This is a genomic window from Rathayibacter sp. AY1B4 (genome assembly GCF_002932815.1).
Classification (GTDB): Bacteria; Actinomycetota; Actinomycetes; order Actinomycetales; family Microbacteriaceae; genus Rathayibacter.
In genome coordinates, this window is record NZ_PSWN01000003.1 from 1 (window position 1) to 22017 (window position 22017).

A 22017-nucleotide genomic window follows, 5' to 3' on the forward strand; every position below is an offset into this window, starting at 1 on the left:
GGGTGGAGCGGGTCGCGTCCGCCTACAGCGATCCGCTGGCACGCGGACCGTGCGTTCGGCGGTGCGGGGGCGCGTGGGGAGGGCGGCTCGTCGCCGGCGAGACGGGCGCGGAAGGCTCGGTGCTCGGGCCGAGACGGGCGCGGACCGGCTCTCGAATAGACTGGCCCCTGCCATCAGCGGCGCCCTCGGGGGCCGCACGCAACGAGATTTCCGAGGGAGCACCGTGTCCGGGCATTCCAAGTGGGCCACGACCAAGCACCAGAAGGCGATCAAGGACTCGCGCCGCGCGAAGTCCTTCGCCAAGCTGATCAAGAACATCGAGGTGGCCGCCAAGATCGGCGGCGCCGACCTCTCCGGCAACCCGACGCTCGTCGACGCCGTGCAGAAGGCGAAGAAGACCTCGGTGCCGAACGACAACATCGACCGCGCGATCAAGCGCGGCGCCGGCCTCACCGGCGAGGTCATCGACTACACGACGATCATGTACGAGGCCTACGGCCCCAACGGCATCGCCCTGCTCGTCGAGTGCCTCACCGACAACAAGAACCGCGCCGCGGCGGACGTCCGCACCGCGATGACCCGCAACGGCGGCACCATGGCCGACCCGGGCAGCGTCGCCTACAACTTCGCACGCAAGGGCGTCATCTCCGTGCCCCACGGAGAGAGCGTCACCGAGGACGACGTGCTCGGCGCGGTCCTCGACTTCGGCGTCGACGACGTGCTCGACCACGGCGAGAGCTTCGAGGTCCGCGTCGAGCCGAGCGAGCTCGTCCCGGCCCGCTCGGCCCTGCAGGAGGCGGGCATCGACTACGACTCCGCCGACATCGAGTTCGTCGCCTCCCTCCAGGTCGAGGCCGACGCCGAGACGGCCCGCAAGGTCTTCCGCCTGATCGACGCGCTCGAGGACTCGGACGACGTGCAGAACGTCTACACCAACCTCGACATCACGGCCGAGGTGCGCGCCGAGCTCGAGAACGAGGAGTGACGCGGTGAGCCCGGCCCGATCCCGGAGGGCGGCCTGATGCGCGTCCTCGGGATCGACCCCGGGCTCACCCGCTGCGGCGTCGGCATCGTCGACGTCTCGCGCGACCGCCGCGCGACCCTCGTGCACGTGACGGTCCTCCGGACACCGCCCGATGACGCGCTGGAGCGCCGCCTGCTGGCCCTGGGCGACGGGCTCGAGGCGCTGCTCGACGAGCACCGCCCCGACGCCGTCGCGATCGAGCGGGTCTTCGCGCAGAACAACGTCAGCACCGTGATGGGCATCGCGCAGATCAGCGGCGTCGCCCTCGTCGCGGCGGCCCGGCGCGGGCTCCCGGTCGGGATGCACACGCCGAGCGAGGTGAAGGCCGCCGTCACCGGCTACGGAGCCGCGGACAAGCGCCAGGTCACCGCGATGATCCAGCGCGTCCTCCGGCTCGACGCCCCGCCGCGGCCGGCCGACGCGGCCGACGCTCTCGCCCTGGCCGTCTGCCACGCCTGGCGGGCCCCTCTCGCGCCCTACTCCGGGTCGGCGGGAGCCGGTGCCGACGGAGCGGCGGGCGGCACAGCAGCGCAGCGGGCGTGGCGCGCCGCCGAGGCCGCGAGTCGAACGCCTGTTCGAGCATCTAGACTGACGCGGTGATCTCCTCCCTCCGCGGCACCGTCCTCTCCGCCCGCGGGAGTCTCGCCGTCCTCGACGTCCACGGCGTCGGCTACGCGGTGAACGTGACCCCGCAGCACGCGCTCGAGATGCGCGTCGGCGACGAGACCACGGTCAGCACCGTGCTCGTCGTCCGCGAGGACTCGCTCACCCTCTACGGCTTCCCCGACGAGGAGCAGCTCGAGATCTTCGAGCTGCTGATCGGCGTGACCGGCGTCGGCCCGAAGTCCGCCCTCGGTGTGCTCGGCGCGGTCGAGCCGGACCGGATCGCGCAGGCGGTCGCCGACGAGGACGACGGGGTGTTCCGGAAGGTCAGCGGCATCGGCCCGAAGACGGCCAAGCTGATCATCCTGTCGCTCGCCGGCAAGGTGACCGTCCGTCCGCGCGCCGCCCGCGGCTCCGGTCCCGCCGCCACCGCCGCGCAGAACGTGCTCGCGGCGCTCGTCGGCCTGGGCTGGCCCGAGCGCACCGCGGCCGATGTGGTCGATGAGATCCTGCTCGACGCGCAGGCCTCCGACGCCGCGAACGTGCAGGCGCTGCTCCGGCTCGCCCTCGCCCGCCTCGGTCCGGCGGCCCGCTCGTGAGCGACGAGGTGCTGGGCGCCGAGGTCGCATCGGAGGCCGAGGTCGCCTTCGAGGGCGCCCTGCGGCCCAGGAACCTCAGCGAGTTCGTCGGCCAGCGCAAGGTGCGCGGCCAGCTCGAGCTGCTGCTCAAGGCCGCGGCCATGCAGGGCCGGACCCCGGACCACATCCTGCTGGCGGGCCCGCCCGGTCTCGGCAAGACGACCCTCGCGATGATCGTGGCGGAGGAGAGCTCCTCGCCCCTGCGGCTCTCCAGCGGCCCCGCGATCCAGCACGCGGGCGACCTCGCCGCCGTCCTCTCCTCGCTGCTGCCCGGCGAGATCCTCTTCATCGACGAGATCCACCGCATGGCGCGCTCCGCGGAGGAGATGCTCTACCTCGCGATGGAGGACTTCCGGATCGACATCATGGTCGGCAAGGGGGCGGGAGCGACGTCCGTCCCGCTGGATCTCGCCCCGTTCACGCTCGTCGGCGCCACGACCCGCTCCGGCCTGCTGCCCAATCCGCTCCGCGACCGCTTCGGCTTCACCGCGCACCTCGAGTTCTACGCGGAGGACGAGCTGCGGCAGGTGCTCGCCCGGGCGGCACGGCTGCTCGAGCTCGACATCGACGCGGACGCGATCGCCGAGATCGCCGGCCGCTGCCGAGGCACCCCGCGCATCGCCAACCGCCTGCTCCGGCGGGTGCGGGACTTCGCCCTGGTCCACGGCGGACGGGCCGACGTGACCGCCGTCCGCGCGGCGCTGGAGCTCTACGACGTCGACGCGCTCGGACTCGACCGGCTCGACCGCGCGGTGATGGAGATCGTGCTGACCCGCTTCGACGGCGGGCCGGTCGGCCTGAACACCCTCGCCGTGTCGGTGGGGGAGGAGGCGGAGACGGTCGAGGCCGTCGTCGAGCCGTTCCTCGTGCGGATCGGATTGCTGACCCGGACGCCGCGCGGCCGCGTGGCGACCCCCGCCGCCTACCGCCACTTCGGCATCGACCCCCGGGGGACGGCGGCTCAGCCGCCCCTGTTCCCCGATGATCTATGATTCTCTAGGCCCGACGGGCCGCTCGATCCGCTCCGCCTCGACCTGAGGCCGCGCGGCGGATCGCCCATCCACTCCGGAAGGCCCACCCATGGATCCGACGATCATCCTGCTCGTCCTGCTGCTCGCCGTGATGATCATCTTCATGTTCCGCAACAACAAGAAGCGCCAGCGCGACGCGGAGAGCATGAAGAACAACCTCCAGCCGGGGGTGGAGCTCATGACCGGCTCCGGCCTCTTCGGCACCGTCGTGTCGATCGACGACGAGGCGAACAAGATCGTCATCGAGTCGACCCCCGGCACGCTGCTGACCATCCACCGTCAGGCGATCGCCCGCCTCATCGACCCGAGCGAGAACGCCGTCGCCGTCGACACCGAGGACGAGGCCGACCCGCTGACCGCGACCGGCTCGCCCGAGTTCGGCGAGCGCGACTCCGCGCACCGCGACCCGCTGGTGGACCCGGTCGAGCGCGACCGCCGCCCCGACGCGCAGTAGTCTCCTGGGCGGGCCGGGCGCATCGGCGCCCGCCCGCCCTTCTCCACGCCCGGGCGACCCCGGGCCGATCACCGTCGACCGAAGAGAAAGCTGAGCCCTGGGTGGCCGCATCAACCCCCGTCCGGAAGGCCCGCCGCTCCCTGAGCTGGCTCGGTGTCCTGATCCTCGCTCTCGTCGGACTCAACACGGCGGCCGTCCTCTGGGGCGGCGGCTCCTGGACGCCGAAGCTCGCCCTCGACCTCGAGGGCGGCACTCAGATCGTCCTGCAGCCGCAGCTGAACGACGGCGACACCGTCTCGTCGGAGCAGCTGACCCAGGCCGTCTCGATCATCCGCCAGCGCATCGACGCGTCCGGCGTCTCCGAGGCCGAGATCACGACCCAGGGCTCGAGCAACATCGTCGTCTCGATCCCGGGCACGCCCGACGACGAGACGCTCCAGCGCATCGAGGCCTCGGCGAAGCTCGACTTCCGCCCGGTCCTCGTCGCGAGCCAGGCCACCAACAGCTCGGTCGGCGGCGACGCGACGTCCTCGCCCACGCCGACGCCCGTCGATCCGTCGCTCGCGACGGAGCCGACCGCCTCGCCGACGAACGCGAGCGACCTCGCCTACCTCACGCCGGCGCTCGAGGCCCAGTACACCTCGTTCGACTGCGCGTTCCTCAACGGCCAGGACCCGAACCTCGCCCCGGCCGACCAGCCGCTCATCACCTGCGACGACAGCGGGACGGTGAAGTACGTCCTCGGCCCGGTGGAGATCACCGGCGAGGACATCTCGGACGCCTCGAACGGCCTGATGACGACCTCCTCCGGCGCCAGCACCGGCACCTGGGCCGTCAACCTCTCGTTCGACGACCAGGGCACGCAGGCCTTCGGCGCCACGACCTCGCGGCTCGTGGCGCTGCAGGGTGCGCAGAACCAATTCGCGATCGTCCTCGACGGCCGGGTCATCTCGGCCCCGTCGACGAACGCCGCCATCACCGACGGCAACGCGCAGATCTCGGGCTCCTTCACCCAGGAGTCGTCGAAGACGCTCGCCGACCAGCTCAAGTACGGCGCGCTGCCGATCGGCTTCCAGGTCCAGAGCTCGGACAGCATCTCGGCGACGCTCGGCTCCGCCCAGCTCGCCAGCGGCCTGCTCGCCGGCCTCATCGGCCTGATCCTCGTCATCGTCTACTCCATCGCGCAGTACCGCGTGCTCGGAGCCGTCACGATCGCCTCGCTGCTCGTCGCGGCGATCGTCACCTACCTCGTCGTCACGCTGCTGTCCTGGCGGGAGGGACTGCGCCTCTCGCTCGCAGGAGTCGCGGGTCTCATCGTCGCGATCGGCATCACGGCCGACTCGTTCATCGTGTACTTCGAGCGCATCCGCGACGAGCTCCGCGACGGACGCGGCCTCGAGTCCGCCGTCGAGTCCGGCTGGCGGCGCGCGCTGCGCACGATCTTCGCGTCCGACATGGTGAACCTGCTCGCCGCGGTGGTCCTCTTCCTCCTCGCCGTCGGCAGTGTCCGCGGCTTCGCGCTCACCCTCGGGATCACGACGATCATCGACCTGATCGTGGTGGCGCTGTTCACCCACCCGATCCTGCAGCTGATGGCCACGAGACCGTTCTTCGCCGAGGGGCACAAGGCGTCGGGCCTGGATCCCCGGGCGCTCGGAGCCGTCTACCGCGGCCGTGCCGCCTTCCGTCCGCAGGACCAGGTGGTCGCCGGCAAGCGCGCCTCCGCGTCCCGCGAGGCGGCCAAGCGCCAGACCATCGCCGAGCGGAAGGCCGCCGAGGCGGCCGGCCTGCGCGACTCCAACGACTCGAACGGGAAGGACGCGTGATGGCCAGCTTCTCGCAGTTCGGAAACGACCTCTACACCGGTGCGCGATCGATCGACTTCGTCGGCCGGCGCCGCACGTGGTACCTCGTCTCACTCGCCCTGATCCTGATCACGCTGCTCGGGACGGTCGCCCGCGGCGGCTTCAACTTCGGCATCGAGTTCACCGGCGGCTCGCAGTTCACGGTGTCCTCGCCGTCGAGCCTCGAGCAGGCGACGGCGACGGACGCGGTGACCTCGGTCGCTCCGGAGACCGTGCCGCGCGTGTCCATCGTCGGCGACGACTCCATCCGCGTGCAGACCGGCCAGCTCTCGACCGACGAGTCGACCGCGGTGCGGAACGCCCTGTCGGAGGCCTACGACGTGCCCACCGACCAGGTCGCCTCCTCCTTCATCGGAGCGGCGTGGGGCAACGACGTGACCCAGCAGGCCCTGCGCGGCCTGGTGATCTTCGTGGTCCTCGCGGCCCTGGCCATGTGGGCGTACTTCCGCACCTGGAAGATGTCGCTCGCGGCGATCGTCGCGCTCCTGCACGACCTCGTGATCGTGGCGGGCGTCTACGGCATCACCGGCACCGAGGTGTCGCCGGCGGCGGTGATCGGACTGCTGACGATCCTCGGCTACTCGCTCTACGACACGGTCGTGGTCTTCGACAAGATCCGCGAGAACACCGTGGAGGCGCTCGGCAGCACGACCCGCACCTTCTCCGAGACGGTGAACCTGGCCGAGAACCAGACTCTCGTGCGCTCCATCAACACCTCGATCGTCGCCGCACTCCCAGTGGCCGCGATCCTCGTGATCGGTGCGTTCGTCCTCGGCGCGGGCACGCTCCGCGACATCTCGCTCGCCCTGCTGATCGGCATCATCGTCGGCACGTACTCGACGATCTTCGTCGCGGCGCCGCTGTACGCCCAGCTGCGCAGCCGGGAGCCCGAGATCTCCAAGCACGACAAGCGCGTGGAGTCGGCCCGGGCGAAGGCGACCGCTCCGGCCGCGCCGGCCGTGCAGGGCTGAGCCGTGGCCGACTACGCACAGGTCACGGCGGCCGACGCCGTCGGACTCGTCGAGCGCGACGAGGTCTGGCTGCTCGACGTCCGGGAGCCGCACGAGTGGGCGGCGGGGCATGCTCCGGCCGCCCACCACATCCCGATGGGGGAGATCGGCGCCCGGCAGGACGAGCTCCCGGCCGACACAGCGATCCTGGTGGTCTGCCACTCCGGAGTCCGCTCCGCGATGGTGACGCAGGCCCTCGACGGCGCCGGCTACGAGGTCGCCAACGTCGACGCCGGCATGACCGCCTGGGCCGCGGCGGGCGGCGACGTGGTCGACGGCGAGGGGCGCCCGGGACGCATCGGCTGACGCCGGCGCCGTCCGCCCCGGGCGGAACGGTCATCGGCGCCGTCCGCACGGGCGATAATGGGGCGATGGAGATCCTCGCGTGACGGAAACGACGACGACGTCCTCGACCGCTGCCCTGCGCAGACTGGTCCCGCGGATCTTCTCGCGCGCGCAGCCCTCCGGTGCTGTCGACACCCTCGTCCGCACCGTCCGGATGCACCACCCCAAGAGCGACATCGCGCTCATCGAGCGCGCGTACTCGGTCGCGGAGCGGGCGCACGCGAACCAGAAGCGCCGCAGCGGCGAGCCCTACATCACGCATCCGCTGGCCGTCGCGCAGATCCTCGCCGACCTCGGCATCGGCTCGAAGACGATCGCCGCCGCGCTGCTGCACGACACCGTCGAGGACACCGACTACCAGCTCGACGAGCTCCGCGCGGACTTCGGCGACGAGGTCGCGATGCTCGTCGACGGCGTCACCAAGCTCGACAAGGTCAAGTACGGCGACAGCGCGCAGGCCGAGACCGTGCGCAAGATGATCGTGGCGATGTCGAAGGACATCCGCGTCCTGATCATCAAGCTCGCCGACCGCCTCCACAACGCGCGGACCTGGGGCTTCGTCCCCGCCGAGTCCGCGGCCCGCAAGGCCACCGAGACCCTCGAGATCTACGCGCCGCTGGCGCACCGCCTCGGCATCCAGGCGATCAAGTGGGAGCTCGAGGACCTGTCCTTCGCGGTGCTCTACCCGAAGATCTACAACGAGATCGAGAGCCTGGTGAAGCGGCGGACGCCGCAGCGCGAGGAGTTCGTGCAGAACGTCATCGACCTGATCAGCGAGGACCTGCGGGCCGGGCGGATCCGCGGTCGCGTCGTCGGCCGGCCGAAGCAGTACTACTCGATCTACCAGAAGATGGTCGTCCGCGGTCGCGAGTTCGACGAGATCTACGACCTGGTCGGCATCCGCGTCCTCGTGAACTCGGTGCGCGACTGCTACGCCGTGCTCGGCTCGATCCACGCCCGCTGGACGCCGATGCCGGGCCGGTTCAAGGACTACATCGCCACTCCGAAGTTCAACCTCTACCAGTCGCTCCACACGACGGTCGTCGGGCCGAAGGGCCGCGCGGTCGAGATCCAGATCCGCACCAACGAGATGCACCAGCACGCGGAGTTCGGCATCGCGGCGCACTGGAAGTACAAGGAGCAGATGGCCACCGGCAAGGTGCCCACCTCCGGATCGAACGACACCGACCTCGCCTGGCTCGCGCACCTCTCGGACTGGCAGTCGGAGACCACCGACCCGAACGAGTTCCTCGACTCCCTCCGCTTCGAGATCGGCGCCAAGGAGGTCTACGTCTTCACCCCGAAGGGACGCGTGATCGGCCTGCCGACCGGTGCGACCCCGGTCGACTTCGCCTACGCGGTGCACACCGAGGTCGGGCACCGGACGATGGGCGCCAAGGTCAACGGGCGCCTCGTGCCGCTCGAGTCGGCTCTGACGACGGGCGACGTGGTCGAGGTCTTCACCTCGAAGAACCCCGACTCGGGACCGAGTCAGGACTGGCTCCACTTCGTGCAGAGCCCCCGGGCCCGCAACAAGATCCGGCAGTGGTTCACCAAGGAGCGGCGCGACGAGGCGATCGAGCAGGGCAAGGACTCCATCGCCCGGGCGATGCGGAAGCAGAACCTGCCGCTGCAGAAGCTGATGAGCCAGGACACCTTCACCGAGGTGGCCAGCCAGCTGCGCTACAACGACGTCGAGGCGCTCTACGCGGCCGTCGGCGAGGGCCACGTCTCGACCCAGTCGGTGCTCGAGAAGGTCGTCTCCTCCATCCAGGGCGATCCGGAGTCGGACGAGAACGAGGTCACCCTCCCTCGCTCGCCCCGGCCGCGGAGCCGGAGCAGCGAGTCGGGCGTCCTCGTGAAGGGCGCGCCGGACATCCTCGTGAAGCTCGCGAAGTGCTGCACTCCGGTTCCGGGCGATCAGATCGTCGGATTCGTGACGCGGGGAGCCGGCGTCTCCGTGCACCAGGCGAACTGCCACAACGTGCAGGAGCTGCTGAAGGAACCGGAGCGGATCGTCGACGTCGAGTGGGCGCCGTCCTCCAAGAGCATCTTCCTCGTGCAGATCCAGGTCGAGGCGCTGGACCGCTCGGGCCTGCTGAGCGACGTGACGCGCGTGCTCTCGGAGCACCACGTCAACATCCTCTCGGCGACGGTCTCGACCTCGAGCGACCGGCTGGCGATCAGCCGGTTCGTCTTCGAGATGGGCGACACCACCCACCTGGACCGCGTGCTGAACGCCGTGCGCCGGATCGACGCCGTCTACGACGTCTACCGGGTGAACGCGGGCTGATCCCCGGGCGGCGCCTCGCCGAGCGCCGCCCGCAGCCGTCGTCCGACGATCCTCCGTCCGGCGACGGCGCTGCCCTCCTCCAGCCTCGCGAGGACGGCGTCGAGGCCGGTCCGGGTGCTCCGAGAGAGCGCTCGGAGGATCGCGCCCGCGTCCTCCGTCCGGGCGAGGTCGATCAGCGTGCGAGCAGGCGACGTGACCGGCGCGCCGCCGAGGAGGACGACGTCGTCCTCGTCGAGCAGGACCTCGTGGCAGCGCAGGCGGGGGTTCGACGGCGCCTGTCGGCGCTTCCGCCGGTCGATCGAGGCGCTGTGCACCCGCGGCGGACGGTGCATCGCTCCGTGCACCCACGCGGCGGAGAGACGATCGGCGACGGCGCCGCGGGGGAGCAGCGCGCGCAGGGAGGCGGCCCGCTCGGACGCCCCCAGGGGCAGGTCCGCGACGAGGAAGCCCTCGTCGAGCGCGACCAGCTCGCCGTCGAGGCGGGCGGCGCACAGCTCCGCGAGAGGGAGGTGCCCGGGGAGGAGCACGGAGGGGAGGCGCATCCGGCCATGCTGGCCGATGCGCCTCCCTTCCGGAGCGTCGCGAGCGGATCTGTGGAGGGATCCGCCGGCGCGGGTCTAGCCGATCGCGTCGAGCCAGACCTTGCGGGCGTCGAGCGCCTCCTGAGCCTGGGCGATCGCGTCGCGGTCGCCGCGCGCCTTCGCCTCGTCGAGCTCCTCCTGGAGCTTCTGGATCGCGGCGGTCAGCTGCGAGGCGAGACCCTCGGAGCGGGCCTTGCGTTCCGGGTTGCTGCGGTTCCAGTGCTCCTCGTCGAGCTTGCGGACGTGCGCCTCGACCTTGCGGAGGCGGTCCTCGACGGTGCGCACCTGCTCGCGCGGCACGCGGCCGACGGCGTCCCAGCGCTCCTGGATCGAGAGCAGCACCCGCTTGGCCTTCTCGCGGTCCTGCTCCTGCAGGAGCGGCTCCGCCTCCTCGAGGAGGGCGAGCTTGAGGTCGAGGTTCTCGGTGTACTCGACGCTCTCCTGCGCGACGATCTCGGCCTTGGCGCCGTAGATCGCGTCGCCGGCGGCCTTGAAGCGCGCCCAGAGCGCGTCGTCGAACCGCTTGCCGGCACGGCCGGCGACCCGCCAGCGCTCGAGGAGCGCGCGGTAGTCCGGGATGGCGTCGGCGCCCTGGGGCACCAGCGCCTCGGCCTGGTCGATGAGCGCCTGCTTGGCCTGCTTGGCCTCGCGGTGCGCGGAGTCGAGGTCGGCGAAGAACGCCTTGCGGTTCTGCTCGATCGTGGTGCGCGCACCGCGGAACCGGCGCCACAGCTCGTTCGCGTCGTTCTTGGGAAGGCGAGGGCCCTGCTGCTGGTGGTTCTGCCAGCGGGCGAAGAGGTCGTCGATCGCGGCGCTGGCTTGCTTCCACTGCGTCTTCGCCGGGTCGACCGCCGCCAGGGCCTCGGCCTCGGCGACGATGGCCTCGCGGTAGGCGAGAGCCTCGGAGAGCGCGGCCTTCGACTCGGCCGCCTGCTGCTCGGTCAGATCCTCGACGGAGCCGCTCAGCGCGTCGACCCGGGTCTGCAGCGACTCGAGGTCGCCGACCGCGTTCGCCTGCGCGATGGCCGCGGACAGCGACTGCACCGTGCGGGCGATGTCTCCGGCGGGTGCGCCCCGCTTGGCGCGCTGCTCGAGCAGGGACACCTGCCCGGCGAGCTCCGTGTACTTGCGCTCGTAGTAGGCGAGCGCCTCCTCGGGAGTCGCATCGGGGTACTGGCCGACCTCTCGCTCCCCGTCGCCGACGCGGACGTAGACCGTCCCGTCGTCGCCGACCCGTCCCCACGGCTGCTGGTCACTCATCGCTCGGAGCCTCACCTTGCTGTTCGATGTCGTGCTTCTCGGTGCCCGTCGCGTCGTCGGCCGGTGGGGCTCGACGGCCGGAGGGCCGAAGACCGCGCTCGGCCGCGAACGGGCAGTGACGACAAGCCTATTGCACTCCCCGCGCGGGCGGACCGTGACGACGCCGCGGGTGCGGCTACTGGACGGAGACGGAGGTGATGGACACGGGCTCGGCGGGGGCGCCGTCACCCGATCCGTCGGCCGTGCCCTTCGACACGACGTCTCTGACGAGGGCGTCGAGTCCCGAGGTGACCTGCCCGAGCACGGTGTACCCGCCGGCCGCGTCGGCGGGCAGGGTCGTGTCCTGGTAGACGACGAAGAACTGGCTGCCCTGGCTGTAGCCGTTGCCGCCCTGGCGGGCCATCGCGATGGTCCCGGCCGGGTAGACGCCGTCCTCGGGCGCGTTCTCGACGGGGCCGTAGCTGTAGCCCGGTCCGCCGGTGCCGTCGCCGTCCGGGTCGCCGCACTGGAGGACGTAGAGGCCCTCCGTGGTGAGGCGGTGGCAGGAGACGCCGTCGTAGAAGCCGGACTGCGTCAGCGAGATGAAGGAGGACACCGCCTGCGGGGCGGCGGCGCCGGCGAGCGTGATGCCCAGCGGGTCCTCGCCGATCGTGAGCGTGCCCGTCCAGTCGCGGCCCTCGGCGATGTCGGAGGAGGGGACGTCGCCGGTGTTCGACCCCGTCGCCTCGGGCGTCGGGGTCGCGGAGGAGGAGGAGGTCGGCTCGGCGACCGGGGTGCCGGGGCCGCCGGAGAAGTAGAGGATCTGGGCGACGACCGCGAGCCCGATCACGACGACGGCGGCGATCGCCGCGATCACGTTGTCGCGCACGCGCCGCTTCTGCCTCGAGCGGTGGAGGCTCTGACGGGCCTGGTAGGCCCGGAGCCGGGTGCGCGCCTCGCGGTCGTTCGACTTGCCCTGGGCCACGTGTTCCTCCGACGTCCTCGTCCGCGCGGCTTCGGCGCGGCGGCCCGCGCACGCAGGCCGCGTCGAGCCTACGAGAACCGCCGGAGGCGCGACAAACGCCGCTCCGTCGCGCCGGGCAGTCGGGCCGGGGCTCTGTCGGAGGCCGTCGTTACGCTGGGGGCATGACCATGCAGCAGGCCGGACTCCGCTCCGGGGCGACTCCGCTCGCCGTGCGGATGCGGCCGCGCAGCCTCGAGGAGGTCGCCGGCCAGCGCCACCTCCTGACGCCCGGCTCGCCCTTGGTCGCCCTCGCCGCCGACACGACGGGGGAGCGGGGAGCGGTGTCCGTGATCCTCTGGGGCCCTCCCGGCACGGGCAAGACCACGCTCGCGCAGGCGGTGGCCCACTCCAGCGGCCGCCGCTTCGTCGAGCTCTCCGCCGTCACGGCGGGCGTGAAGGACGTGCGGCAGGTGATGGAGGAGGCACTCTCCACCCGCGACCTCTACGGCACGTCCACCGTGCTCTTCCTCGACGAGATCCACCGCTTCACCAAGGCGCAGCAGGACGCGCTGCTGCCCGGGGTCGAGAACGGGTGGGTCATCCTCATCGCGGCCACGACCGAGAACCCCTCGTTCTCGGTGATCGCGCCGCTGCTCTCGCGCTCGCTCCTGCTGACCCTCGAGCCGCTCAGCGACGACGACCTGGGCGTCCTGGTCGACCGCGCCCTGCACGACGAGCGGGGTCTGCGCGACTCGGTGACGCTGGAGGAGGAGGCCCGGGCGAGCATCGTGCGGCTCGCCTCCGGAGACGCCCGGCGGGCGCTGACCGCGCTCGAGGCCGCCGCCACCTCCGCCCGCTCGGAGGCCCGCGAGGCCGACCGGGTCGCCCGCGCCGCCGCCGCGGAGGACCCGGACGAGGACGAGGACGACGAGGGCGCTCCCGTCGAGGCCGCCGCCGAGGAGCCCGCGCTCCCCGTGATCACGAGCGAGGTCGTCGCGCGCGCCGTCGACCGCGCCCTGCTGCGCTACGACCGCAACGGCGACGAGCACTACGACGTCATCAGCGCCTTCATCAAGTCCATCCGGGGCTCGGACGTCGACGCGGCGCTGCACTACCTGGCCCGGATGATCGAGGCGGGGGAGGATCCGCGGTTCATCGCCCGCCGCATCATCGTCTCCGCGTCCGAGGACATCGGCATGGCCGACCCGCAGGCGCTCGTCGTCGCGATCGCCGCGGCGGACGCCGTGCAGTTCATCGGCATGCCGGAGGGGCGCATCCCGCTCGCCCAGGCGGTCGTGCACCTGGCGACCGCCCCGAAGTCGAACGCGTCCTACTCCGCCATCGACGCGGCCATCGCGGACGTGCGCGCGGGCCGCGCGGGCCGCGTGCCGGCGCACCTGCGCGACGCGCACTACCCCGGCGCCAAGAAGCTCGGCCACGGGAAGGGCTACCGGTACCCGCACGACGCCGACCTCGGCGTCCTCGAGCAGCAGTACCTCCCGGATCCGCTCCAGGGCGCGCGGTACTACCGGCCCACCGAGCACGGCAACGAGCGCGACGTCTCCGCACGCCTGGCGAAGCTCCTTCGCATCATCCGCGGCGACCGGGGCTGACCGCGCCGACCGCGAGCTCGCGCGACCCCACGGGAGGCCGTGGCCTGATAGTCTTGCGAGGTTGCCCACCGCTCTGTAGCCGAGCGGAGCAGCGCATCCCTCTGAATCGCGCAGCCCGCCACTGCGGTCACCCTTCCCCCGCACCCGCGGAGGACACGACCGCGGCGTCCGCCCTCCTCCCGGAGCCGGCGGTCGAGAGCTGCGACCGAACCTCTCAGACCTTGGAAGGACCACTGTGTCGACCACGTCCCGTACCCGCTCGAAGACGCGCCTCTCGCGCGCCCTCGGCATCCCCCTGACCCCGAAGGCCGCCCGCTACCTCGAGAAGCGTCCCTACGCTCCCGGCGAGCACGGCCGCTCGAAGCGCAAGGCCGACTCCGACTACGCGGTCCGCCTGCGTGAGAAGCAGCGTCTGCGCGCCCAGTACGGCATCCGCGAGAAGCAGCTCCGCATCGCCTTCCAGGAGGCGCGCCGCACCCAGGGCCTGACCGGTGAGAACCTGGTCGAGCTCCTCGAGATGCGCCTCGACGCCCTCGTCCTGCGCTCGGGCTTCGCCCGTACCACCGCGCAGGCCCGCCAGTTCGTCACCCACCGCCACATCATGGTGGACGGCAAGACGGTCGACCGCCCCTCCTTCCGCGTGAAGCCGGGCCAGGTCATCCACGTCAAGACCCGCTCCGAGGGCACCGAGCCCTTCCAGGTCGCCGCCGCCGGTGGACACGTCGACGTCCTCCCCAAGACCCCGGGCTACCTCGAGGTCGAGATCGACAAGCTGCAGGCGACGCTCCTGCGCCGCCCGAAGCGCGCCGAGGTCCCCGTGACCTGCGAAGTGCAGCTCGTCGTCGAGTACTACGCGGCCCGCTGAGTCCAGCCCCGCAGAGAAAGGCCCCGGTGTCCGCACCGGGGCTTTTCCCGTTCCCGGGGTCGCGATCCGGAGTGCCCGCCGCGCTCCGAGAGTCCCGCGCTGCGCCCGATCCGGCCGTCGCGCCCGAGCCGAGCGCCCGTCCCCGCGTCCGACCCTCTCGCGGCCCGTCGGTAGGCTGGAGTGCCGCGCTGGGCGGCATCGAACGGAGGTCACCGTGACCGGTGGAGACATCGCAGGGCTCATCGCCGCGGGGGTGTTCGCGATCCTGGTGGCGATCACCGCCGTCCCGCTCTGGAAGCTCGGGCGCGTCTTCGACAGCACGAGCGAGGCCATCAAGCAGGCCAGCGACGGCCTGACGCCGATCCTCGACGAGTCGGCGTCCACCCTCCGCGAGGCCAACCACCAGCTCGCGCGGGTGGACACGATCACCAAGGACGTCGCCGAGGTCACCGGCAACGTCAACGCGCTCGTCGCTCTCACGGCCGCGACCGTCGGCGGTCCGCTCATCAAGCTCGCCGGCTTCACCGCCGGAGTCCGCGCCGTGCTCGTCGCCGGACGGACGGCCGACAAGGCCGGAGCCGCGGTCGGCCGCTCCGCCGCGAAGCGCACGAAGCGCCCGCGCTCGAAGTAGCGCCGCGCCCGCGCCCTAGAATCGAACGGGTCGTCGCGCCGTCGCGCCCGCCCCGCCGCTGTGGAAGGACACCCCGTGAAGAACATCCTCCTGATCGTCATCGGGATCGGCCTCGGATTCGCGGTCGCCCACCAGGTCTCGCGCACCGAGGCGGGCGCCCGGCTCTTCGCCGACATCAACCGCACCGCGAAGGAGCTCGGCGAGGCCGTCTCCGAGGGCTACCACCAGCGCGAGGCCGAACTGAAGGCCGCCATCGGCGAGGGCTGACGCCCCGCCGCCCGACATCCGCGTCGTCACCGACCGAACCGTAACGGAACCCATGCAGACCGCAGACATCCGCAACCGCTGGCTCGACTTCTTCGGGAGCCGCGGCCACACCGTGGTCCCCTCCGCCTCCCTCGTGAGCGAGGACCCGAGCCTCCTCTTCACCGTCGCCGGCATGGTGCCGTTCGTGCCCTACCTCACCGGAGTGGTCCCCGCGCCCTACCCGCGTGCCACCAGCGTGCAGAAGTGCATCCGCACCAACGACATCGAGGAGGTCGGCAAGACGCCTCGTCACGGCACCTTCTTCCAGATGAACGGCAATTTCTCCTTCGGCGACTACTTCAAGGAGGGGGCGATCGGCTACGCCTGGGAGCTGCTCACCGGCGCCGAGAGCGACGGGGGACTGGGCTTCGACGAGAAGGACCTCTGGGTCACCGTCTACAAGGACGACGACGAGGCGATCGCGCTCTGGAAGACGATCGCGGGACTGCCGGACGAGCGCATCCAGCGCCTGGACAAGGACACCAACTACTGGTCGACCGGCCAGCCCGGCCCCGCCGGCCCCTGCTCCGAGATCTTCTTCGACCGCGGCCCCGCCTACGGGATCGACGGCGGCCCGGCGACGGACGACGACCGCTACGTGGAGATCTGGAACCTCGTCTTCATGCAGTACCTCCGGGGCGAGGGCACGAGCAAGGTCGACTTCGACATCCTCGGCGAGCTTCCGCGCAAGAACATCGACACCGGCATGGGCCTCGAGCGCGTCGCCTTCCTCAAGCAGGGCGTCGAGAACATGTACGAGATCGACCAGGTCCGTCCGGTCCTCGACCGCGCCGCCGAGCTCTCGGGCCGCCGCTACGGAGCCGTCCACGAGGACGACGTCCGCATGCGCGTCATCGCCGACCACGTGCGCTCCTCGCTGATGCTGCTGTCGGACGGCGTGACGCCGTCCAACGAGGGGCGCGGCTACATCCTCCGCCGCCTGATGCGCCGCACGGTGCGCGCCATGCGCCTGCTCGGAGTGGACACCGCGACGTTCCCCGAGCTCTTCGCCGCCTCGCGCGACGCGATGGCGTCGGCCTACCCCGAGGTGTCCACGGAGTTCGAGCGCCTCTCGACCAGCGCCTACGGCGAGGAGGAGGCGTTCCTCCGCACCCTCGCGGCCGGCACCGAGATCCTCGACCTCGCGGTCCTGAAGACGAAGAAGGCCGAGTCGCCGACGCTGCCGGGCGACACCGCGTTCCTCCTGCACGACACCTTCGGGTTCCCGATCGACCTCACCCTCGAGATCGCCGAGGAGTCGGGTCTGACGGTCGACCGCGAGGCGTTCGACTCCCTCATGACCGCGCAGCGCACGCGTGCGAAGGCCGACGCGAAGTCGAAGAAGTCGGCGCTGGCCGATCTCTCGGTCTACGCCGACTTCCGCGCCCACGGCGAGACGCTGTTCACCGGCTACGACGTGCTCGACACCGAGACGCGCATCCTCGGCCTCATCGTCGGCGGGCACTCCGTCACGAAGGCGGTCGCGGGCGACATCGCCGAGGTGATCCTCGAGGCGACCAGCCTCTACGCGGAGTCGGGCGGCCAGGAGGCCGACGCCGGCCGCATCGTCGGCTCCGGCTTCGATCTCGAGGTCCTCGACGTGCAGAAGCCCGTCAAGGGGCTCATCAGCCACAAGGTCCAGGTCGCCAGCGGCGAGGTCGGAGTGGGCGACGCCGCCACCTCCGTCGTCGACCGCGACTGGCGCCGGGGCGCCACGCAGGCGCACTCGGGCACGCACCTCATCCACGCCGCGCTGCGCCAGGTGCTCGGCCCGCAGGCGCACCAGTCCGGCTCTTACAACAAGGCGGGCTACCTGCGCCTGGACTTCTCGTGGAACCAGGCCCTCTCGCTCGAGACCCGCAGCGAGATCGAGGAGATCGCCAACACGGCGATCCGGGACAACCTCGAGGTGGTCACGCGCGAGCTCCCGATCGACGAGGCGAAGGCGCTCGGCGCGATGGCCCTCTTCGGCGAGAAGTACGGCGACGTCGTCCGCGTGGTCGACATCGGCGGGCCCTGGTCGCGCGAGCTCTGCGCGGGCACCCACGTCGGGCGCTCGTCCGAGGTCGGCGTGATCAGCCTGGTCAGCGAGTCCTCGGTCGGATCGACCAACCGCCGCGTCGAGTCGCTCGTGGGCCGCGAGGCCTTCCAGGAGCTCGCCGCCGAGCGCGCCCTCGTCAGCACGATCTCGTCCTCGCTGAAGACCCCGCGCGAGCAGCTCCCCGAGCGGATCGGCGAGCTCGTCGCGAGCCTCAAGGCCGCTGAGAAGCGGATCGCCGCGTTCGAGGCCAAGGCCCTCGCCGACCGGGTGCCCGCCCTCGCCGCGACCCGCCGCACCGTGGGCGGCACGACCGTCGTCGCCGAGAGCATCGGCTCCGCCGGATCGACCGACGAGCTGCGCTCCCTCGTGACCTCCGTCCGCGAGCGGCTCGGCCAGGAGCCGGCCGTCGTCGCGCTCGCCGCCGACGTCTCGGGCAAGCCCGCGGTGATCGTCGCCACCAACCAGGCCGCCCGCGACCAGGGCCGCCGCGCGGGTGCGCTCGCCAAGCGCGCCGCCGGGATCCTCGGTGGCGGCGGAGGCGGCAAGGACGACCTCGCCCAGGGCGGCGGCTCCGACGTCTCCGCCATCGGCGCGGCGCTCGAGGCCGTGGTGCAGGAAGCGACCAGCTGAATGGGCCGGTTCGGCGTCCGGCTCGGCATCGATGTGGGCCGTGCCCGCATCGGGGTCGCCCGCTGCGACGCCGACGGCCTGCTCGCGGTGCCCGTCGAGACGGTCGCACGGGCGGGCACTGACGGCGGATCCTCGGACGTCTCCCGGATCGCGCACCTCGCCGCCGAGTACGATGCCCAGGCGATCATCGTCGGACTGCCGTTGTCGCTGTCGGGGGCCGAGACGGCCTCGACGGAGGACGCGCGCGGATTCGCTCGACTGCTCGCCGAGGCGGTGCCCACCGCTCCGGTGCGGCTCGTCGACGAGCGGCTGTCGACGGTCACCGCTCAGAGCGCCCTGCACCGCTCCGGACGCACCACCCGCGGCTCCCGAGCCGTGATCGACCAGGTCGCCGCCGTGGTGATCCTGCAGCACGCCATCGATTCCGAGCGCTCGGCCGGTACCCCGGCCGGGGTCCTGCTCGAACCGAACGAAGGACCTCCTCGTGACCGACGTCCCCCCGAGCCGCCGCGACGCCCGCGCCGCCGAGCAGGCGCAGCCGACTCCGCCCGACCCGACTCCGGAGCAGCAGCCCGCGCCGACTGAGGCGCACGATCCGCTGGGCCGCCTCTTCACCGGGCCCGACGTGCCCGAGCCCCGTGGCCGCGACGACGCGGCCGCGTTCGACCCGGACGCGCGCCCGAAGCGGGGCCGCGCGGCTCCCGCGACGGGCGGCGCGAAGAAGCGCCGCAGCCGCCGCGGGCTCATCGGCGGGCTTCTGGCCTTCGGCGTCTTCGCCGCGCTCGTCGCCATCGCCGTCACGATCTTCCTCGAGCCGGTGCGAGGCCTGTTCGCCGAGCCCGAGCCGACCGACTTCACCGGCACCGGCTCGAGCGAGGTGCTGTTCACGATCCACCAGGGCGACGGCGGCAGCGACATCGCCAACAACCTCGTCTCGGACGGGGTCATCAAGTCGTACGACCCCTTCTACGACCTGCTCCTCGCCCAGAGCCCGGAGCCCGTCTTCCAGCCCGGCGCGTACTCGCTCAAGGCCGAGATGAGCGCCAAGGCCGCACTGTCGGCGCTGCTCGACTCCGAGTCGACGCGCCTCGCGAACACCTTCGTCATCCCCGAGGGGACGGCGCTCAAGGAGGCGCTGCCGCTCATCGCGGACGGCACCGGGGTCGCGCTGACGGACCTCGAGGCGGCCGCCGCCGACTGGGGCTCGTTCGGGCTCCCGGCCGGGGCGACGAGCCTCGAGGGGTTCCTGTTCCCCGCGACCTACGACATCGACCCGTCGACGCCGGCGCACGACATCCTGAAGACGCTGGTCGACCGGATGTACCAGTCGCTCGACCAGGCCGGCGTGCCGGTGGACGACCGCTACCGCGTCGTGGTGTTCGCGTCCCTCGTGCAGCGCGAGGCCCGCGTCGCCGAGGACTTCCCGAAGGTCGCGCGCGTGTTCCAGAACCGCCTCGACCAGGGCTGGCGCCTGCAGTCGGACGCGACCGTGGCGTACGGCACCGGCGCGACCGACCGCGTCTCGACCACGGACGCCGAGCGGAACGACGCCGGCAACGTCTACAACACCTACCAGCGCGACGGCCTGCCGCCCGCGCCGATCTCGAACCCGGGCGACGTGGCGATCGACGCGGTCATGCACCCCGCGGACGGCACCTGGATGTACTTCGTCACGGTGAACCTCGAGACGGGCGAGACGGTCTACTCCACCACCGACGCCGAGCACAACGCGGCCGTCGACCAGTGGCAGGCCTGGATGCGGGACCACCCGGAGTACCAGTGACGGCCGCCGGGTACCGCCTCGCGGTCCTCGGCGCGCCGATCGCGCACTCGAAGTCGCCCGCGCTGCACGCGGCCGCGTACCGGGTGCTCGGACTCGACTGGAGCTACCGCGCCGTCGAGACGACGGAGGCGACCCTCTCCGACGTCGTGTCCGGTGAGCCCTGGCACGGCCTGTCGCTGACCATGCCGCTCAAGCACGCGGTGCGCCCGCTGCTGGCGGAGGAGGACGCGGTCGCCCGGGCCACCGGCGCGGTCAACACCGTGCTGGTCGACCGCTCCGGCCCGGCACCCCGCCTCCGCGGGTTCAACACCGACGTCGCGGGCATCGTGCGCGCCCTCGCCGAGGCGGGCGTCGTCTCGGCGGAGCGCGTCCAGGTGCTCGGCGGGGGAGCGACCGCCGCCTCCGCCCTGGCCGCCGCCGCCGAGCTGGGCGCGGCGCGGGTCGACCTCGTCCTGCGGACGGCGTCGAGGGCCGTCGAGCTCGCTCCGCTCGCGGAGTCGCTCGGCGTCCTGATCTCGGTCCGCTCCTTCGCCGACTGGTCCACCGGAGCGCCACTGGTGATCTCGACGCTCCCCGGCGGGGCGGCGGACGGCCTCGACGTGCCCGACGCGGCGGTCGCGGGCTCGACCCTGTTCGACGTGGCGTACTCCCCGTGGCCGAGCGCGCTCGCCCGGCGCTGGGAGCAGGGCGGCTCCCCGGTCGTCTCCGGGCTCGGGATGCTGCTCCACCAGGCACTCGTGCAGGTGCGGATCTTCGTCGGCGGCGACCCGGTCCTGCCTCTCGATCGCGAGGACGAGGTGCTCGCGGCGATGCGCCGAGCCGTCTCGGCGGGTCCGGCGCACTGACCTCGTGTGCCAGAATCGGAGGATGCTCCGTTGGCTCACGGCCGGGGAATCCCACGGTCCCGAACTCGTCGCCGTCCTCGAAGGACTGCCGGCGGGCGTCCCCGTCTCCCTCGACGACATCCGCGCCGATCTGGCGCGCCGGAAGCTCGGCTACGGCCGCGGAGCCCGGATGAACTTCGAGCAGGACGAGCTGACGATCTCCTCCGGCGTCCGGCACGGAGCGACGATGGGCAGCCCCATCGCCCTGCGCATCGGCAACACGGAGTGGCCGCGCTGGGTCGACGTCATGTCGGCGGAGCCCCGCGACCCCGAGAGCCTGCCCAAGGGCCGCGGCGCCGCGCTCACCCGGCCCCGCCCGGGCCACGCCGACCTCGTCGGGATGCAGAAGTACGGCTTCCCCGAGTCCCGCAACGTGCTCGAGCGCGCCTCCGCCCGCGAGACCGCGGCCCGCGTCGCCCTCGGTGCCGTCGCCCGCCGCTTCCTCGGCGAGCTCGGCGTCTCGCTCGTCAGCCACACCCTCGCCATCGGGCCGGTCCGCGTGCCCGAGGGCTCGCCGCTGCCCGGCCCGGCCGACGTCGCCGCCCTGGACGCGGATCCGCTGCGCTGCCACGATGCCGCGACCAGCGCCCTCATGGTCGCCGAGGTGGACCGCGCCCACGACGACGGCGACACCCTCGGTGGCGTGGTCGAGGTCCTCGCGTACGATCTCCCGCCCGGACTCGGGTCCTACGTGCACTGGGACCGTCGTCTCGACTCCCAGCTCGCGGCGGCCCTGATGGGGATCCAGGCGATCAAGGGCGTCGAGGTCGGCGACGGCTTCCTCACCACCACCCGCCGCGGCTCGGAGGCGCACGACGAGCTCTTCCAGTCCGCCGCCGGCATCTCCCGGTCCAGCGACCGGGCCGGCGGCACCGAGGGCGGGATGAGCACGGGGACCGTGCTGCGGGTCCGCGCCGGCATGAAGCCGATCGCGACCGTGCCGCACGCGCTGCGCACCGTCGACGTCGCCACCGGCGAGGCGGCCGGCGCTCACCACCAGCGCTCCGACGTCTGCGCGGTGCCGGCGTCCGGTGTCGTCGCGGAGGCGATGGTCGCCCTGGTGCTCGCGAACGCCGTGCTCGAGAAGTTCGGCGGCGACAGCGTCACCGAGACCCGCCGCAACCTGCAGGGCTACCTCGCCGCCATCCCCGACGAGCTCCGCACGGCCGCCGCGAGCGACCCGGGTCTCGGGCTCGCCTGATGGCCGCGTCCTCGGC

The 22017-nt window shown here is 72.1% G+C and carries 20 protein-coding genes and 1 pseudogene; 18 read left to right on the top strand and 3 right to left on the bottom strand.

Annotation, left to right across the window (positions count from 1 at the left end):
• The first annotated feature begins 223 nt into the window (after positions 1 to 223).
• The 9 genes from C5D66_RS02300 (at position 224) to C5D66_RS02340 (ending at position 9263) form a co-directional block, all read left to right on the top strand.
• Positions 224 to 985, top strand: a complete 762-nt coding sequence (locus C5D66_RS02300) for a YebC/PmpR family DNA-binding transcriptional regulator (RefSeq protein WP_104224772.1) — start codon at positions 224 to 226, stop codon at positions 983 to 985.
• 36 nt (positions 986 to 1021) lie between these two features.
• Positions 1022 to 1624, top strand: a complete 603-nt coding sequence (gene ruvC / locus C5D66_RS02305) for a crossover junction endodeoxyribonuclease RuvC (RefSeq protein WP_104255393.1) — start codon at positions 1022 to 1024, stop codon at positions 1622 to 1624.
• Complete coding sequence (gene ruvA, locus C5D66_RS02310; protein ID WP_104225337.1) at positions 1621 to 2226, top strand: Holliday junction branch migration protein RuvA; 606 nt, start codon at positions 1621 to 1623, stop codon at positions 2224 to 2226. Before ruvC ends, ruvA begins: the two co-directional genes overlap by 4 nt.
• Positions 2223 to 3257: a Holliday junction branch migration DNA helicase RuvB gene (gene ruvB, locus C5D66_RS02315; RefSeq protein ID WP_104224769.1), complete on the top strand. Its 1035-nt coding sequence runs from the start codon at positions 2223 to 2225 to the stop codon at positions 3255 to 3257. Before ruvA ends, ruvB begins: the two co-directional genes overlap by 4 nt.
• Before the next feature lie 88 nt (positions 3258 to 3345).
• Positions 3346 to 3750, top strand: coding sequence for a preprotein translocase subunit YajC (gene yajC, locus C5D66_RS02320; protein ID WP_104224768.1), 405 nt, complete (start codon positions 3346 to 3348; stop codon positions 3748 to 3750).
• 101 nt (positions 3751 to 3851) lie between these two features.
• Positions 3852 to 5576, top strand: coding sequence for a protein translocase subunit SecD (gene secD / locus C5D66_RS02325; RefSeq protein WP_104255392.1), 1725 nt, complete (start codon positions 3852 to 3854; stop codon positions 5574 to 5576).
• Entirely contained in the window at positions 5576 to 6586 is a 1011-nt protein-coding gene (secF, locus tag C5D66_RS02330; protein ID WP_104233316.1) for a protein translocase subunit SecF, read from the top strand. The genes secD and secF overlap by 1 nt, the downstream gene beginning before the upstream one ends.
• Positions 6587 to 6589: 3 nt before the next feature.
• On the top strand, positions 6590 to 6931 hold the full coding sequence (locus tag C5D66_RS02335; protein WP_104224765.1) for a rhodanese-like domain-containing protein: 342 nt from the start codon (positions 6590 to 6592) through the stop codon (positions 6929 to 6931).
• Between the two features lie 79 nt (positions 6932 to 7010).
• On the top strand, positions 7011 to 9263 hold the full coding sequence (locus tag C5D66_RS02340; RefSeq protein WP_104225334.1) for a bifunctional (p)ppGpp synthetase/guanosine-3',5'-bis(diphosphate) 3'-pyrophosphohydrolase: 2253 nt from the start codon (positions 7011 to 7013) through the stop codon (positions 9261 to 9263).
• On the opposite strand, the gene C5D66_RS02345 is transcribed toward C5D66_RS02340, so the two are convergent.
• From C5D66_RS02345 to C5D66_RS02355, 3 genes are all read right to left on the bottom strand, one after another.
• Positions 9242 to 9805: a type IV toxin-antitoxin system AbiEi family antitoxin gene (locus tag C5D66_RS02345; RefSeq protein ID WP_104255391.1), complete on the bottom strand. Its 564-nt coding sequence runs from the start codon at positions 9803 to 9805 to the stop codon at positions 9242 to 9244. The two genes, C5D66_RS02340 and C5D66_RS02345, sit on opposite strands and share 22 nt — an antisense overlap.
• 75 nt (positions 9806 to 9880) lie before the next feature.
• Positions 9881 to 11104 (bottom strand): DUF349 domain-containing protein, encoded by a 1224-nt coding sequence (locus C5D66_RS02350; protein ID WP_104255390.1) that lies wholly within the window; start codon positions 11102 to 11104, stop codon positions 9881 to 9883.
• A gap of 175 nt (positions 11105 to 11279) precedes the next feature.
• On the bottom strand, positions 11280 to 12068 hold the full coding sequence (locus C5D66_RS02355) for a peptidylprolyl isomerase (protein WP_104255389.1): 789 nt from the start codon (positions 12066 to 12068) through the stop codon (positions 11280 to 11282).
• Positions 12069 to 12229: 161 nt separating this feature from the next.
• On the opposite strand from C5D66_RS02355, the gene C5D66_RS02360 reads away from it, so the two are divergent.
• The 9 genes and pseudogenes from C5D66_RS02360 to aroC all read left to right on the top strand — a co-directional run bounded on the left by C5D66_RS02360 (position 12230) and on the right by aroC (position 22001).
• The gene (locus C5D66_RS02360; RefSeq protein WP_104255388.1) at positions 12230 to 13660 is read left to right on the top strand and encodes a replication-associated recombination protein A; all 1431 of its coding nucleotides are present in this window, start codon (positions 12230 to 12232) and stop codon (positions 13658 to 13660) included.
• Positions 13661 to 13895: 235 nt separating this feature from the next.
• On the top strand, positions 13896 to 14525 hold the full coding sequence (gene rpsD / locus C5D66_RS02365; RefSeq protein ID WP_068210518.1) for a 30S ribosomal protein S4: 630 nt from the start codon (positions 13896 to 13898) through the stop codon (positions 14523 to 14525).
• 214 nt (positions 14526 to 14739) lie between these two features.
• Entirely contained in the window at positions 14740 to 15156 is a 417-nt protein-coding gene (locus tag C5D66_RS02370; protein WP_104224759.1) for a DUF948 domain-containing protein, read from the top strand.
• A 75-nt stretch (positions 15157 to 15231) separates the two neighbouring features.
• Positions 15232 to 15423: a hypothetical protein gene (locus C5D66_RS02375; RefSeq protein ID WP_104225329.1), complete on the top strand. Its 192-nt coding sequence runs from the start codon at positions 15232 to 15234 to the stop codon at positions 15421 to 15423.
• Between the two features lie 52 nt (positions 15424 to 15475).
• Complete coding sequence (gene alaS, locus C5D66_RS02380; protein WP_104255387.1) at positions 15476 to 18133, top strand: alanine--tRNA ligase; 2658 nt, start codon at positions 15476 to 15478, stop codon at positions 18131 to 18133.
• A pseudogene (gene ruvX, locus C5D66_RS02385) lies at positions 18134 to 18607 on the top strand (Holliday junction resolvase RuvX); the annotation flags it as partial.
• A 10-nt stretch (positions 18608 to 18617) separates the two neighbouring features.
• Complete coding sequence (gene mltG / locus C5D66_RS02390; protein WP_181067927.1) at positions 18618 to 19916, top strand: endolytic transglycosylase MltG; 1299 nt, start codon at positions 18618 to 18620, stop codon at positions 19914 to 19916.
• The gene (locus C5D66_RS02395; protein WP_258063923.1) at positions 19913 to 20761 is read left to right on the top strand and encodes a shikimate dehydrogenase; all 849 of its coding nucleotides are present in this window, start codon (positions 19913 to 19915) and stop codon (positions 20759 to 20761) included. The genes mltG and C5D66_RS02395 overlap by 4 nt, the downstream gene beginning before the upstream one ends.
• Before the next feature lie 22 nt (positions 20762 to 20783).
• Entirely contained in the window at positions 20784 to 22001 is a 1218-nt protein-coding gene (aroC, locus tag C5D66_RS02400) for a chorismate synthase (RefSeq protein WP_104251091.1), read from the top strand.
• The last annotated feature ends 16 nt before the right edge of the window (positions 22002 to 22017 follow it).

What these genes read in the sequence shown, in the direction of transcription:
- alaS (WP_104255387.1), top strand. Translation starts at nt 15,476, where the DNA reads ATGCAGACCGCAGACATCCGCAACCGCTGGCTCGACTTCTTCGGGAGC.
- aroC (WP_104251091.1), top strand. Translation starts at nt 20,784, where the DNA reads ATGCTCCGTTGGCTCACGGCCGGGGAATCCCACGGTCCCGAACTCGTC.
- C5D66_RS02350 (WP_104255390.1), bottom strand. Translation starts at nt 11,104, where the DNA reads ATGAGTGACCAGCAGCCGTGGGGACGGGTCGGCGACGACGGGACGGTC.
- secF (WP_104233316.1), top strand. Translation starts at nt 5,576, where the DNA reads ATGGCCAGCTTCTCGCAGTTCGGAAACGACCTCTACACCGGTGCGCGA.
- C5D66_RS02360 (WP_104255388.1), top strand. Translation starts at nt 12,230, where the DNA reads ATGACCATGCAGCAGGCCGGACTCCGCTCCGGGGCGACTCCGCTCGCC.
- C5D66_RS02345 (WP_104255391.1), bottom strand. Translation starts at nt 9,805, where the DNA reads ATGCGCCTCCCCTCCGTGCTCCTCCCCGGGCACCTCCCTCTCGCGGAG.
- yajC (WP_104224768.1), top strand. Translation starts at nt 3,346, where the DNA reads ATGGATCCGACGATCATCCTGCTCGTCCTGCTGCTCGCCGTGATGATC.
- ruvC (WP_104255393.1), top strand. Translation starts at nt 1,022, where the DNA reads ATGCGCGTCCTCGGGATCGACCCCGGGCTCACCCGCTGCGGCGTCGGC.